Below are 13,000 nucleotides of genomic sequence, written 5' to 3' on the forward strand. Positions count from 1 at the left end.
GGATTGCGTATCGTTTCGGCCTACTCGTTCTGCGGTTCACTTTATTTTGTTAATTTAATCACTTCTTCGGCAATATCTCGGGCAGCATCTGGTTTAGCCAGCTTTTTAATTTCGGTGCTCAATTGTTTACGAAGGGCCGAATCATTCAGCAGTTTCAAAGCCGCCGTTACCAGTTCTTCGCGTGCTGTGCGATCGTTAACCAATAAAGCTGCCTTACGATCGACGAGGCTCATGGCATTTTTTGTCTGGTGATCTTCAGCCGCCGTTGGCAAAGGTACTAAAATGGCGGGTTTGCCTACTAAACATAGCTCAGAAACTGATAAAGCGCCCGCCCTGGATACGACTGCATTGGCCACGGCATAGGCTTTATCCATATCATAAATAAAATCGAACGCTTTGATCAACGGTGAGTTAAGCTCGGCTACGGCTTTCCGAGCCCGTTCGATAAAAGCCGGTCCAGTTTGCCACACAACCTGCACGCCAGCGTCAACAAACTGTTTCAGACCAGCCTCCATGCTTTCGTTCAGGGTTCGGGCCCCCTGGCTTCCGCCAATGATCAGCAACGTAGGCCGATCAGGTTCCAGCCCGAACAGCTTTCGCCCAGCATCGACTTGCTGGTCGGCAAGCTGAATATCGCTACGAACTGGATTGCCCGTCAACTTGATTTTATCGGCAGGAAAAAAAGCGTCCATGCACGGATAAGCAACACAAATTCGTTTAGCCCAGCGAGCCAGTGCTTTATTGGTAATTCCGGCATAGGAATTTTGCTCCTGAATGAGTGTAGGAATTCCTTTCAACGAAGCCGCCAGCAGCAGCGGACCACTTGCATAACCACCTACCCCCACGGCTGCGTCGGGCTTAAAATCGCGAACAATTTGCTGCGCCCGAACAAAGCTACGCCCCAGCTTAAACGGGAAAGCAAGATTCGACAGCGTTAATTCGCGCTTGATTCCAACAACCGGAAGTCCCACAATCTGATAACCAGCCCGTGGGACTTTTTCCATTTCCATCTTACCTTCCGCACCCACAAACAGGATTTCGGTAGATGGATCTATTGTTTTCAACTCATTGGCAATAGCAATAGCCGGGTAAATGTGCCCTCCGGTTCCGCCACCGCTGATAATTATCTTCATCTGAATAAAAGCCCCCCAACCCCCAAAGGGAGCGTTTAGAAACCGAGTATTCATGCCTTGGAAGGCTTGTGCAGCATGAAGGTTTCATTTGAATAAAAGCCCCCAGGAGACTTTATATTTTACTTTCATCGGCTTCGTCTCGGCTAACACTCAGGACAATACCAATGGCTAAGCCGGTAAATATCAACGATGTTCCTCCCATACTGAGCAGTGGTAGCGGCTGCCCCGTAACGGGTGCAAGACCAATGGCCACACATATGCTGGCAAATGCCTGAAATACAATACTGAATGTTAAACCAGCCGACAAAAGACCACCAAAGGGCCGGGTTGTTTTCTGGATTGCTTTGATTCCTCGCCAAAGGAACCAGATATAGGCTAGCACAACCGGAATCCCGCCCAAAATCAAACCATATTCTTCAACGATGATGGCATAGATGAAATCGGAAAATGGGTTCGGTAGTGTATTTCGTTGATGACTATTTCCGGGTCCTTGTCCTGTTAGGCCGCCATTGGCAAGTGCGATATACGACTGCTCGACCTGATACACAACGGTATCTGAATCCATAAAACTCTTCATCCGATTGGTGGCTGTTCCAAACCGTTGCCCCAGCATAAGCCCAATCCCTCCCAGCACAACACAAACGCCCACCATATAGGCCAGGTAACGCACGGGTACACGACCAATATACATCAGCAAAAAGCAGGTAGCAGCCAGCAAAAGAGCAGTCGATGTGTTCGACAAAATAATAAGCGAGCAAATAACGCCAATCCACAAAATGAGGTTGAACAACACACTAGGATCGTTCATAAAGCGCTGCCGTTTGGCCAGCATAGCGGCCAGATTCGAGATCAGGGCCAGCTTAGCCAGATCGGACGGTTGAAAGGTCTGATTAATGATTGGAATTGTTACCCAGCGCGACGCATCGTTGAGGTTTGTTCCCTTAAAAAATGCCCACAGTAGCAGCGGTATCGAGAGCCACAACCCAAACTTCGACAAACGGGCGTAGTAGATGTAATTAATATTATGAGCAAAGTACGTACACACCAGCCCCAGCATCAGCAACGAACCATGCTTCAACAGAAATACTTCAGTATTCCCGTCCAGTTCCCGAAATGCTTTCGTACCAGTCGCGCTATATACGACCAGAACACTCATGATCGATAAATACAGAACAATCCACCAGATTTGGCGGTCGCCTTTTAAATGGGTACGAATCCAATCGCGAAGGGCCATAGTTTTTAATGATGAACGATGAATGATCAATGATGAATGTATTTCTACAACTATCATTGATTATTCATCATTAGGTTTTTAACGGCGACTTTGAACTGATTGCCGCGATCTTCATAATTTTTGAACAGATCAAAACTGGCACAGGCTGGCGATAACAAAACCGTGTCGCCAGGCTGTCCTAATTCGAGTCCTTTGGCTACCGCATCAACTACGCTTTGGGTTTCATAAAGAACGGGAACTGTCCTACCGAAGTAAGCTACTAATTTATGGTTATCGACGCCCAGACAAATCAGTGCTTTTACTTTCTGGCGCACCAGTTCGTCGAGTTGGCCATAGTCGTTTCCTTTATCCTGTCCACCTGCAATCCAAATCGTGGGTGCTTCCATGCTCGACAGGGCATAGAAAACAGAATCTACATTAGTGGCTTTTGAGTCATTAATAAACTGTATGCCGCTGATTGTTCCAGCCGGTTCGAGTCGGTGAGCAGCGTTCTGGAACGTTTTTAGCCCTTCGGTCAACGCATTGTCGGACACGCCGACTGATTTGGCCGCCAGTATAGCCGCCAGCGTATTGATAGCATTATGTGGACCTCTCAGTGGTGTGTCGGTTAATGCAATCCGAAATGTAGAATCGTTATAGGTTGCTGTAAGTATGCCATTCTGAAAATAGCCTCCTGGCATAACCGACGATTCCAGCGAAATGGGCAAACGTTTTACGGTTGGATTTCGCTTTGCCAATTCATCCAGAATAGGTTGGCTTTCCTGAAAGAAAATAAACCGATCCTGGGGCTGAGCATTTTGCAGAATACGAAATTTCGAATTCACGTAATTCTGAAAACTATATCCGTATCGGTCCAGGTGATCGGGGGTTATATTGAGCAGCACCATCACATCGAGGTGCGTACTGTACATATTATCTAGTTGAAAACTACTCAACTCCAGCACAAAGTACTCAAAGGTATCATTGATGACCTGCCTGGCAAAACTATCGCCCACGTTCCCGGCTAACCCAACGTTTACCCCTGCTGTTTTCAGTAAATGGTAGATTAGTAAGGTTGTGGTAGTTTTGCCATTACTTCCCGTAATTCCTATTAGCCGTGCCTTGGTATATCGGGCGGCAAATTCAATTTCTGAAATAACGGGCGTGCCCTGTGCCTTAAGTTTTTGCACTAGTGGCACCGTTTCAGGAATGCCAGGACTTTTGATCACTTCTGCGGCATCAAGAATCTGATCGTCTGTGTGTTGTCCTTCTTCGAAGGGGATTCCTGCCGTTTGCAATGTTGTTCGGTAGCTTTCTTTTAAAGCGCCCCGATCTGATAAAAAAACGTCAAAACCTTTGGCCTGAGCCAGTAGGGCGGCTCCTACACCACTTTCGCCCCCGCCAAGAATTGCAATTTTTGTCACTGCCATAACCCGATTAAACTATTGGCAAAATAACGCATAAATAAAAAAGCCCCGATCATAGTCTGGGGCTTTTCGTGTATTTTTTTGCAGGTAACGCTTATTCCTTCGGTGCCATCGAGTTCGATAAACGCGCCCGGTTCGCCAGTTTCACAATCAGAAATACGACCCAGGCAATAATTAAAAACTGGATAACTATATTGATAAAATTACCATACCGGATGGCAACCTCAGGAGTTGTACCCACGGCTTCTTTAAGAACATATTTCATCTGGGCAAAATCAATACCACCCATCACCAGCCCCAGGATTGGGTTAATTATATCTTCGACCAGTGACGTAGTAATTTTCCCGAAAGCGGCACCGATGATGACACCAACAGCCAGGTCCAATACATTGCCCTGGGCAATGAACGTACGAAATTCACTCAGCATGATCTAATTTGGTTTTAGGTTAAAAATTATTTTATGGTAATCAGGCAGTTAAGCTATTGATTCGTCGTGTGAAATCAAAACCGGCCGGGTAGCGGATCGGCTGCTTTCTGCGCTTCTTTTTTCTTATGGAACGAGCTTACATTATACACTAGCCCAATGGCCAGTGTCTGCTGAATTTGCAGACTGGCATTAAAATCTTTGTTATAAAGTGCAATCAGCCCAAAAGTGGTGCTAATGAAACGATTAACTTTAGCGGTAAGAATTAGATCGAGCCGGTGGTTAACATTGTTTAAATTCGCATACTGCGTAAATAGCTGATAGCGCGTGTTGATCGATATATTTTCGGTGAGATTCCGGTTTAGCACTGCCTGTAATTGAAAAGCCAGCCATTCGGTCCGCGTGGTTTTACCGGGCTGTACACCAAACGCTACCTGCGTCGGATCGGCTATATACGTACCATCGGCCAGTTGCCGAACCCTCACCGCATCGTCGGTTACGAACGTAAGGCGTGGGGCTATCGGACTCATGCGCAGCGAAAACCAGTCGTTAGGTTTGTAGGCAATACCGGCGGCAAATGTAAACTGAGCTGGGGCAAAAAAATTAGATACTTTAAGCCGGGTGCGGTCAGCAGGAAGGTTATCGTAGCGATAGCCAGGAGCAAAAAAAGTATTGAAGGTACCGGACACAAATAAGTCCCATTTTGGCGCAATTTTATGTCCTAATACTGATATCAGTATAATCTGATCGGCCGCTTTTCGGGTCGTACCCAACTGTGTAACGTATCCTAACTGCAAATCAGCGGTATTGTCCCAGGATGTTCGACCTTTTTCATACAGAGCCCGGGCCGCTATTACTGTTCCGAGAGCAATCGAATTTACTCCTCCACCCGACCAGTTACTAAAAGAAGCCTGGTTGAAGTTGACACCTCCATTAAATGATTTTTGCCAATAGGAGGTATCGGGCTTAACGGCAATCGTATCTTTAAAATTGGTAACAACCCTGGTAGAGTCCTGCCCAAACGCGTAGCTCAGGCTTATCCAGCATGCGAACGTGTAGAGAATGTCTTTCATATCATCTATAGACGACGAAGGTGCCTTTTAGCCACTAAAAAAGAGAAAGCCTAGCTAAAAATTTCAACTTTTTTTGTCTGTAGCATTTGCATAGGAAATACGGTAGTCGTATCGCCTGTCTGAAGGGTAACCGATGTACTGTCTACTTTTATAATTTCTCCTTTTACGCCATCTATCTGAATTAACTGACCTTCTTTATACTTATTTCTGGAATAAAATGAGGATAAGATGTTAGCCATCACATCGCGCGAGGCTATTCCGTAACCAATTGCAAAGGCAAAAATCCCTCCGCCGATGACCAGATTAAAGCTTGATTCGAGCAGTTCGGTGTTGATACCCGCCTGCCCGAGGGCACTGATGATGGTGATGATCAGAAAGAACACAAATACAATCATGCTCAGCAAACGCCCGGATGATATGTTAAACGACTGACATAGGTTAAAAACGGCTCCGCGCAGTGTATCAGCGAGTAAAACGCCTACCTGTAGCATAATGGCAGCCGCAATTACTTTTGGGATAAAGTTTACCAGCGACGAGACCATTTCGGTAATGGCGGCAACACCGAGTGTTTCGGTAGAGGCTGTAATAAATACTAACAGAATAAAATAGTAAAGTACTTTGGCAACAATATCACTAAGTTTAATTTCCGTATTAAGTTGTTTGATAATGCTAATCTCGTTTAGGCGGCTACCTATTTTATCAAATCCCACACGGGCCAGAATTCGTCGCACAATGAATGCAACAAGCCGCGCTACTCCTATGCCAATTAGTAAAATTACAAGGGCACCAAGTATACGAGGCACAAACTCAACAAATTGATCAATAAGGGTTTGAAAGGTATTAAGTAAAACTTCAGTTATATTAGGAAGTCGTTTCATAAGTTACAGTATTAAGCTTCGATAAGCTACGGAAGTTAATTGGAGGGATCTGCCATCACAGAGGCAACTCCAAAGAGGTCTCCTATGTAGAGTTCTACGATGGTTGTAAAATCACGAATCAGATCAATTTCAGATACTATTGCCGACTTTAGGTGAGGGGGGCATTCATCGCCCGGTTCTATTTCTAAAAATGGATTATGGGTTTCCATAAAACGTATGTGCTGTGTTTAACGAAAAGGCCACCGTATTGACAGAACAGCTTTAATAGCCACCAGTAACCAAAACACTGCTCCTTCCAGATAGTATTTGCGGAGTTTGTCGCGCGTGCGCTTTAGGCGCATTTTCACAGCACTTTCCGTAATCCCATTCAAATCGGCAAGTTCCCGGATACTGATATTATCCTGATATTTCATTAATAAAAGACTCTGCTCAGTTGGGTCGAGATGCTCCATTGCCCGCTTAAGTTGCTGGGCTTCCATTTCGGCCAGTTCAGCCAATCCATCATCATTTCCAACGTCTAGCCGCTCCCAACCCTCGTCCATATAGACTTCCGTACGCCGTTGTGGGGAGCGCATATGATCAGTGCAATGGTTATAGGTAATTGAGTATAACCATGTCGAAAACTTGGCCTGCTCCTTAAACCCACCGAGCTTAATAACCAATTTCAGAAAAATATCATGAGTCAGGTCTTCAGCTTGCAATGGATCTTTCGTAAACGAAAGGCATTTTCGGTAAACTTTATCACAATAACGCTCGTATAAACGCTCAAAATAAGTATTCTTTTGCGTTTCGATATATAACCGGACCAATTCTTCGTCCGAAAGATGCTTCATTTGATCGGTATTGCTTGTTGAGACACGAAAAATAGGTAAAGTAACGTATTTCGTTCAATTCGCTATTGAAAGTTTTTCTTACCAGAAAAACCATGGCAAGATACCTACTATATAGTAGGTTTTTTATCAATAATTAAGTTTAATGAATAAACTGCCGCTTACTGATTACCAATACAGGATTAGTTCTATCCAAAAAGCAAAAACCTGACCAGTGGCCAGGTTTTTGCTTTTTAGATAAGCTACAGCTAAAAATTAGCCAATAGCTACCCGTTTGAATGCTGAAACCGTCAGTCCTTTGCTCGTTTTATCGAGTAACTGAGCAATTGTCAGTGAATTATCTTTAACAAATTCCTGATTTAACAGGGTATTCTCTTTGTAGAATTTATTCAGTTTACCCAGCGCAATTTTTTCCAGCATAGCTTCTGGCTTACCTTCCTGACGAGCCTGTTCTTTACCGATTTCGATTTCGCGTTCAACCACAGTCGCATCAACGCCATCTTTATCAACAGCGATTGGCTTCATAGCAGCAATCTGCATTGCAATGTCTTTACCCACTTCGGCCACATCAGTACCGTTTGTGTTGCTCAGACCAACCAGTACACCCAGTTTACCATTCGAGTGAATATACGATACTACGGTATCGGCCGACACAGATTCGAAAGCAGCCACATCGATTTTCTCACCAATTTTACCCATCAGGTCGGTGATATGATCCTGTAGTGTACGACCATCGGCCTGCGACGTTGCCAGTAGCGTATCTTTGTCAGTAGCATTGGTCGCAACAGCCGTGCTGATAACAGCCATAGCCAGGTTCTGGAAATCAGCAACTTTAGAAACCGGCTCGGTTTCGCAGGCCAGTGCAATAACTTTACCGCTTTTACCGTCCTGACTTACGTGTGCTAATACGACCCCTTCAGAGGTTACGTTGTCCGCCCGTTTGTCGGCTATTTTCTGACCCTGTTTCCGCAGAATCTCTTTTGCTTTTTCAAAATCACCATCGGCTTCGGTAAGGGCTTTTTTACAGTCCATCATGCCGGCTCCGGTCTCTTGCCGAAGTTTATTTACGTCAGCAGCAGTAATTGCCATCTTAAAAATGGTTTTCGGTTATTATGTTTTTATTTACAGTTTCATCGGTTCGTAACACGATGATAATCTGATGTATTTACAGAATAGCCCATAGCGGCTGGCTACGGGCTATTTTTGGGTTTATAGTCTTCAGTAAAAATTGGCTGGCAATAGAACTGAAAACTATAAACTTGTTTTATGCTTCCTGCTCGTCTTCAGCAACAGCAGCCGGCGATGAAGTTGCTTCTGGCTGATCGTCGCCTTCGGCCTTAGCCTGAGCAAGATCTTCTGTGCGTTTAGCCTCTTCTTCTTCCTGCATACGCTGATCGTCTTTATCCTGTTTCCGCTCGAGCAAACCTTCTTCTATGGCTTTACCGATAGCGAGCGTAATTAACGAAATTGACTTATAAGCATCGTCGTTAGCCGGGATAGCGAAATCGACCGCGTCGGGGTTCGAGTTCGTATCGCACATAGCAAAGACGGGGATACCCAATCGATGTGCTTCAGAAACGGCGATGTGTTCCCGCTTTACGTCAACAACAAACAGAGCTGCTGGCAAACGGGTCAGGTCAGAAATACCACCTAACACGCGTTCCAGCTTTTCTTTCTCACGAGTCCGGGTTAACCGCTCCCGCTTGGCAATGCTTTTGATGGTCTCCTCATCTTTCAGCATTTTGTCCAGCGTTTGCAGTTTTTTCAGCGATTTGCGAATCGTAGCGAAGTTGGTTAACATACCGCCCTGCCAGCGATCTGTTACATAAGGCATTTTCAGACGACGCGCTTCTTCCGAAACGATCTCCTGTGCCTGTTTCTTCGTTGCCACAAACATCACCTTACGGCCCGAGCGAACGATACCTCTGATAGCATTCGATGCTTCTTCGAGCGAAGCGAGTGTTTTATTAAGGTCAATTATATGGATGCCGTTTTTCTCCATGAAGATATACGGAGCCATCCGGGGGTCCCACTTACGCGTCAGGTGGCCAAAGTGCACACCGGCGTCGAGGAGGTCTTTATATTCGATCTGTGCCATTTCCGAGAATGAACAATAAAAAAATGAGTAATCAATAATACGCAGCACCACGCATCGGCATCATCTAAGCGCAGTCTGGACTAGTAATAAGTCATTGGAAATTTGTCATTTGTCAGTGATATTAATTTACTGATGGCAAATGACTGATCAACCAATAACCGATTAACGTTTCGAGAACTGGAACCGGCGACGGGCTTTTTTCCGGCCTGGTTTTTTCCGTTCTACCATACGCGAATCCCGTGTCAGGAACCCTTCTTTCTTAAGAGCCGGACGGAACTCGGCGTTCAACTCAACCAATGCACGGGCAATAGCCATGCGGGTTGCTTCGGCCTGACCAGCTACACCGCCACCACGAACGTTCACTTTCACGTCGTAGCCACCAACACCGTTGATCGATGAAAAAGGCTGGTTCAGAATAATTTGCAGTACTTCGGTTGGGAAGTATTGTTTGTAATCTTTCCCGTTTACCGAGATGGCTCCGCTGCCCGCCGACAGATAAACGCGGGAGATGGCAGTTTTACGGCGGCCAATGGTATTGATACGATCCATTATGACTTAGAATTTAACTGCTTTAGGTTGCTGAGCCTCATGCGGGTGCTGATCACCAGCGTAAACATACAGGTTGGTGTACAACCGACGACCAAGCCGATTTTTAGGCAACATACCTTTCACGGCGTGTTCGATGATGCGCTCGGGGTGCTTTTCAAGCAGCAACCGGGGCGATGCGAACCGTTGACCACCAGGATAACCTGTGTGGCGGACATAAACTTTGTCGGTCATCTTAGCGCCGGTCAGACGAACCTTGTCGGCATTGATGACGATCACGTTATCTCCGCAGTCAACGTGCGGTGTGAAGTTAGTTTTGTGTTTGCCGCGGATCAGACGTGCGATCTGGCTGGCCAGCCGACCAAGCACTTCGCCCTGAGCGTCAACCACAACCCATTCCTTCTGCGCCGTTTCTTTGTTGGCAGAGATAGTTTTGTAACTGAGCGTATTCACTGTTATGGAGACTAATTAATTGATTTCTAACGATTTGCTTAACAAAAAGCACTCCCGATTTCAAACGGGAGTGCAAATATAGACGTTATTATGCTGAAAAACAAGGAGCTGCCAAGTTTTCCTTACTTATCGTAGTTTGAGGGTAGCCAGCGCCAATACGGCCAGAATGATGCCAATGATCCAGAAACGCGTTACCAGTTTGGCCTCGTGGTAGCCTTTCTTCTGAAAATGGTGGTGGAGGGGCGACATTAGAAAAATTCGCCTACCCTCTCCAAACTTTCGCTTGGTATATTTGAAATAGCTGACCTGTACGATTACCGATACCAGTTCGACCAGAAAAATCCCGCAAATGATAGGAATCATCAGTTCTTTTCGAATAGCCAGAAACAATACCGCAATCACTCCACCTAACATCAGACTACCCGTATCGCCCATAAAGACCTGGGCGGGGTATGAGTTATACCACAGAAATCCGACGCAGGCTCCAATAAAGGCAGCACAGAAAATTACCAGTTCACCCGCATTAGGAATGTACATGATATTCAGGTACTGTGAGAAAACTTTATTGCCCGACAGATAGGCCAGTACGGCAATCGTTAACCCAATAATAACCGATGTTCCTGCCGCCAGCCCATCGATACCGTCGGTAATATTGGCTCCATTCGAGACAGCGGTGATAATGAAAATGCAGATCAGAACATATACAATCCAGGTATAGCTGTCGGGAACCAGCCCAAACAGCAACGAACTGTAATCAAACTCGTTGTTCTTGACAAAGGGGACCGTTGTTAAGGTCGATTTGATGTCGGTATACACATCCGGTACGTTGGATGTGCTCAGGAGCCGGGGTGCATACTTCCGTATTTTTACATACTCATTGAAAGAAAGCGTTAGGCCAACAATAAGGCCAAGACCAACCTGACCTACTACTTTAAACTTACCCTGAAGGCCTTCTTTGTTCTTTTTGAAAACTTTAATGTAGTCGTCCAGAAAACCAATCATCCCGGTCCAGACAGTGGAAACAAGCGCCAGCACGACATACACATTCGATAATTTGGCAAAGAGCAACGCCGGAATCAGCAATGAGGCCAGAATAATAAAACCTCCCATTGTGGGCGTACCCCGCTTCTGCATCTGCCCTTCCAGCCCCAGATCCCGAATCGACTCACCAATCTGAAGACTCCGTAGTTTATCGATAATACGGCGACCAAAAATGGCTGCAATCAGAAGAGACGTAATAACTGCTCCTAAAGCCCGGAACGAAATATATTGGAATACCCCAGCGCCGGGGAAGTTGTAGTGTTCGTCAAGAAAATGAAAGAGATAATAGAGCATTTTTAAAGAGCGAAAGAGTGAAAGAGTGAAAGAGTAATTTGTTGCGTCAGCCTTTCGCTCTTTCGCCTTTCACTCTTTCACTCTTTTAATCAGGCCAAAGTTACAGATTTCCGCGTTCTGCGAAAGCGTTCCGCAGCACGATCCGATCATCAAAATCGTACTTTATTCCGTTGATTTCCTGATACGTTTCGTGGCCTTTGCCAGCTACCAGAATAATATCGTGCGGCTTAGCCATTGCTACTGCCCGCCGAATTGCTTCGTGCCGATCCTCGATTGTTAGCGTTTTCTTGTGGTCGACCGCCGAAACGCCAGCCTGCATCTGTTCCAGAATAACCATCGGGTCTTCATTACGGGGATTGTCGGATGTTAGAATAACGCGGTTGCTATATCGGCAGGCTATATCGGCCATAATGGGGCGCTTGGCCGCATCCCGATTGCCGCCACAGCCCACAACAGTAATAACCTGAGGCAGATACCCCTGGTCGTCGTCCTGACGGATTTCGTTGATAGTTTCCAGCACGTTTTGCAGTGCATCGGGCGTATGGGCATAATCGACAATGCCAACAATTTTATCATCCGAAACGACCTGTTCAAAGCGGCCCGGCGGTGGTGTTATGCCCGAAAGAAGTGTTAAAATTTCGGCAGGGTCTTCGCCCAGCAATACGGCTGCTCCATAAACGCTGAGCAGGTTATAGGCATTAAACTTGCCAATGAGCTTAAACCAGACCTCTTTGTCATCGACCAGCATATTCAGGCCAAACAAGCTGTCGGCCAGAACTTTCCCTTTAAAAGTCGCCAGCGTTTGCAACGAATACGTTTCCTTACGAGCGGCCGTATTCTGTAACATGACCAGACCACGTTTGTCATCAACGTTCGTGAGGGCAAATGCCGTAGCAGGCAGTTGATCAAAAAATCCTTTTTTAGCCCGAATGTAGTTATCGAACGTACCGTGAAAATCGAGGTGATCGTGCGTAATGTTGGTAAAAATTCCACCCGTAAAGGCGAGCCCGGCAATACGCTCCTGCACAACCGCGTGCGAACTCACTTCCATAAACACATGAGTACACCCGTTTGCCAGCATTTGAGTCAACAACTGATTGATCGTAATTACATCGGGCGTTGTGTGCGTAGCCGGAATAATCTGATCGTCGATCTGGTTTTGTACGGTGGAGAGCAAGCCACAGCGGTAACCAAGTCCCCGAAACAGCCGAAATAGCAACGTTGCCACCGAAGTCTTCCCGTTTGTACCGGTTACCCCAACGAGTTTTAGCTTTTGCGACGGCTGATTATAAAAGTTAGCAGCAACAAGTCCCATTGTCCGGGCCGAATCGGTTACCTGTATGTATGCAACAGCCGGATCGGGAGTTGTCGGCAATTCCTGGCACAAAATGGCCACGGCTCCCTGCCGAATCGCTTTGTCAATGAATGTATGTCCGTCGCTAACGGTTCCGCGGACGGCAATAAATAAACTTCCAGGACCCACTTTTCGGGAATCCATAGTTAGGCTGGTAATGTCGGTTGCCATGCTGCCCGACGTTGCCAGCAGCGGAATCTTATAAAGGAGGTCTTTTAGTTGCATACTAAACCAAC

Annotated in this window: 14 protein-coding genes; all 14 read right to left on the reverse strand. The window is 46.1% G+C overall.

Going from position 1 to position 13,000, the window contains the following annotated elements:
• Positions 1–41: 41 nt before the first annotated feature.
• The 14 genes from murG to WBJ53_RS28750 all read right to left on the reverse strand — a co-directional run bounded on the left by murG (position 42) and on the right by WBJ53_RS28750 (position 12,989).
• Positions 42–1,133: an undecaprenyldiphospho-muramoylpentapeptide beta-N-acetylglucosaminyltransferase gene (gene murG, locus WBJ53_RS28685; RefSeq protein ID WP_338877248.1), complete on the reverse strand. Its 1,092-nt coding sequence runs from the start codon at positions 1,131–1,133 to the stop codon at positions 42–44.
• Between the two features lie 112 nt (positions 1,134–1,245).
• Complete coding sequence (locus tag WBJ53_RS28690; protein WP_338872721.1) at positions 1,246–2,367, reverse strand: FtsW/RodA/SpoVE family cell cycle protein; 1,122 nt, start codon at positions 2,365–2,367, stop codon at positions 1,246–1,248.
• A 53-nt stretch (positions 2,368–2,420) separates the two neighbouring features.
• Positions 2,421–3,776, reverse strand: coding sequence for a UDP-N-acetylmuramoyl-L-alanine--D-glutamate ligase (murD, locus tag WBJ53_RS28695; RefSeq protein WP_338872723.1), 1,356 nt, complete (start codon positions 3,774–3,776; stop codon positions 2,421–2,423).
• Positions 3,777–3,867: 91 nt separating this feature from the next.
• Entirely contained in the window at positions 3,868–4,200 is a 333-nt protein-coding gene (mscL, locus tag WBJ53_RS28700) for a large-conductance mechanosensitive channel protein MscL (protein ID WP_338872725.1), read from the reverse strand.
• A gap of 74 nt (positions 4,201–4,274) precedes the next feature.
• The gene (locus tag WBJ53_RS28705; RefSeq protein ID WP_338872727.1) at positions 4,275–5,270 is read right to left on the reverse strand and encodes a DUF3078 domain-containing protein; all 996 of its coding nucleotides are present in this window, start codon (positions 5,268–5,270) and stop codon (positions 4,275–4,277) included.
• Positions 5,271–5,320: 50 nt separating this feature from the next.
• Entirely contained in the window at positions 5,321–6,148 is an 828-nt protein-coding gene (locus tag WBJ53_RS28710; protein WP_338872729.1) for a hypothetical protein, read from the reverse strand.
• Between the two features lie 35 nt (positions 6,149–6,183).
• A complete protein-coding gene (locus WBJ53_RS28715) occupies positions 6,184–6,357 on the reverse strand; it encodes a hypothetical protein (protein WP_338872731.1) in 174 nt (57 codons plus the stop codon).
• A gap of 18 nt (positions 6,358–6,375) precedes the next feature.
• The gene (locus WBJ53_RS28720; protein WP_338872733.1) at positions 6,376–6,981 is read right to left on the reverse strand and encodes a sigma-70 family RNA polymerase sigma factor; all 606 of its coding nucleotides are present in this window, start codon (positions 6,979–6,981) and stop codon (positions 6,376–6,378) included.
• A 252-nt stretch (positions 6,982–7,233) separates the two neighbouring features.
• A complete protein-coding gene (gene tsf / locus WBJ53_RS28725; protein WP_338872735.1) occupies positions 7,234–8,067 on the reverse strand; it encodes a translation elongation factor Ts in 834 nt (277 codons plus the stop codon).
• 175 nt (positions 8,068–8,242) lie between these two features.
• Positions 8,243–9,076 (reverse strand): 30S ribosomal protein S2, encoded by an 834-nt coding sequence (rpsB, locus tag WBJ53_RS28730; protein ID WP_338872737.1) that lies wholly within the window; start codon positions 9,074–9,076, stop codon positions 8,243–8,245.
• A 162-nt stretch (positions 9,077–9,238) separates the two neighbouring features.
• Positions 9,239–9,625 (reverse strand): 30S ribosomal protein S9, encoded by a 387-nt coding sequence (rpsI, locus tag WBJ53_RS28735; protein WP_338872739.1) that lies wholly within the window; start codon positions 9,623–9,625, stop codon positions 9,239–9,241.
• A gap of 6 nt (positions 9,626–9,631) precedes the next feature.
• Complete coding sequence (gene rplM, locus WBJ53_RS28740) at positions 9,632–10,075, reverse strand: 50S ribosomal protein L13 (protein WP_338872741.1); 444 nt, start codon at positions 10,073–10,075, stop codon at positions 9,632–9,634.
• Positions 10,076–10,201: 126 nt separating this feature from the next.
• The gene (gene mraY / locus WBJ53_RS28745) at positions 10,202–11,410 is read right to left on the reverse strand and encodes a phospho-N-acetylmuramoyl-pentapeptide-transferase (RefSeq protein WP_338872743.1); all 1,209 of its coding nucleotides are present in this window, start codon (positions 11,408–11,410) and stop codon (positions 10,202–10,204) included.
• A gap of 100 nt (positions 11,411–11,510) precedes the next feature.
• Positions 11,511–12,989: a UDP-N-acetylmuramoyl-L-alanyl-D-glutamate--2,6-diaminopimelate ligase gene (locus WBJ53_RS28750; RefSeq protein WP_338872745.1), complete on the reverse strand. Its 1,479-nt coding sequence runs from the start codon at positions 12,987–12,989 to the stop codon at positions 11,511–11,513.
• Between the last annotated feature and the right edge of the window lie 11 nt (positions 12,990–13,000).

The sequence above is a fragment of the Spirosoma sp. SC4-14 genome (assembly GCF_037201965.1).
Taxonomy (GTDB): Bacteria; Bacteroidota; Bacteroidia; order Cytophagales; family Spirosomataceae; genus Spirosoma.

What these genes read in the sequence shown, in the direction of transcription:
- WBJ53_RS28720 (WP_338872733.1), bottom strand. Translation starts at nt 6,981, where the DNA reads ATGAAGCATCTTTCGGACGAAGAATTGGTCCGGTTATATATCGAAACG.
- murD (WP_338872723.1), bottom strand. Translation starts at nt 3,776, where the DNA reads ATGGCAGTGACAAAAATTGCAATTCTTGGCGGGGGCGAAAGTGGTGTA.
- WBJ53_RS28750 (WP_338872745.1), bottom strand. Translation starts at nt 12,989, where the DNA reads ATGCAACTAAAAGACCTCCTTTATAAGATTCCGCTGCTGGCAACGTCG.
- tsf (WP_338872735.1), bottom strand. Translation starts at nt 8,067, where the DNA reads ATGGCAATTACTGCTGCTGACGTAAATAAACTTCGGCAAGAGACCGGA.
- rpsI (WP_338872739.1), bottom strand. Translation starts at nt 9,625, where the DNA reads ATGGATCGTATCAATACCATTGGCCGCCGTAAAACTGCCATCTCCCGC.
- murG (WP_338877248.1), bottom strand. Translation starts at nt 1,133, where the DNA reads ATGAAGATAATTATCAGCGGTGGCGGAACCGGAGGGCACATTTACCCG.
- WBJ53_RS28690 (WP_338872721.1), bottom strand. Translation starts at nt 2,367, where the DNA reads ATGGCCCTTCGCGATTGGATTCGTACCCATTTAAAAGGCGACCGCCAA.
- WBJ53_RS28710 (WP_338872729.1), bottom strand. Translation starts at nt 6,148, where the DNA reads ATGAAACGACTTCCTAATATAACTGAAGTTTTACTTAATACCTTTCAA.
- WBJ53_RS28705 (WP_338872727.1), bottom strand. Translation starts at nt 5,270, where the DNA reads ATGAAAGACATTCTCTACACGTTCGCATGCTGGATAAGCCTGAGCTAC.
- mscL (WP_338872725.1), bottom strand. Translation starts at nt 4,200, where the DNA reads ATGCTGAGTGAATTTCGTACGTTCATTGCCCAGGGCAATGTATTGGAC.
- rpsB (WP_338872737.1), bottom strand. Translation starts at nt 9,076, where the DNA reads ATGGCACAGATCGAATATAAAGACCTCCTCGACGCCGGTGTGCACTTT.
- mraY (WP_338872743.1), bottom strand. Translation starts at nt 11,410, where the DNA reads ATGCTCTATTATCTCTTTCATTTTCTTGACGAACACTACAACTTCCCC.
- WBJ53_RS28715 (WP_338872731.1), bottom strand. Translation starts at nt 6,357, where the DNA reads ATGGAAACCCATAATCCATTTTTAGAAATAGAACCGGGCGATGAATGC.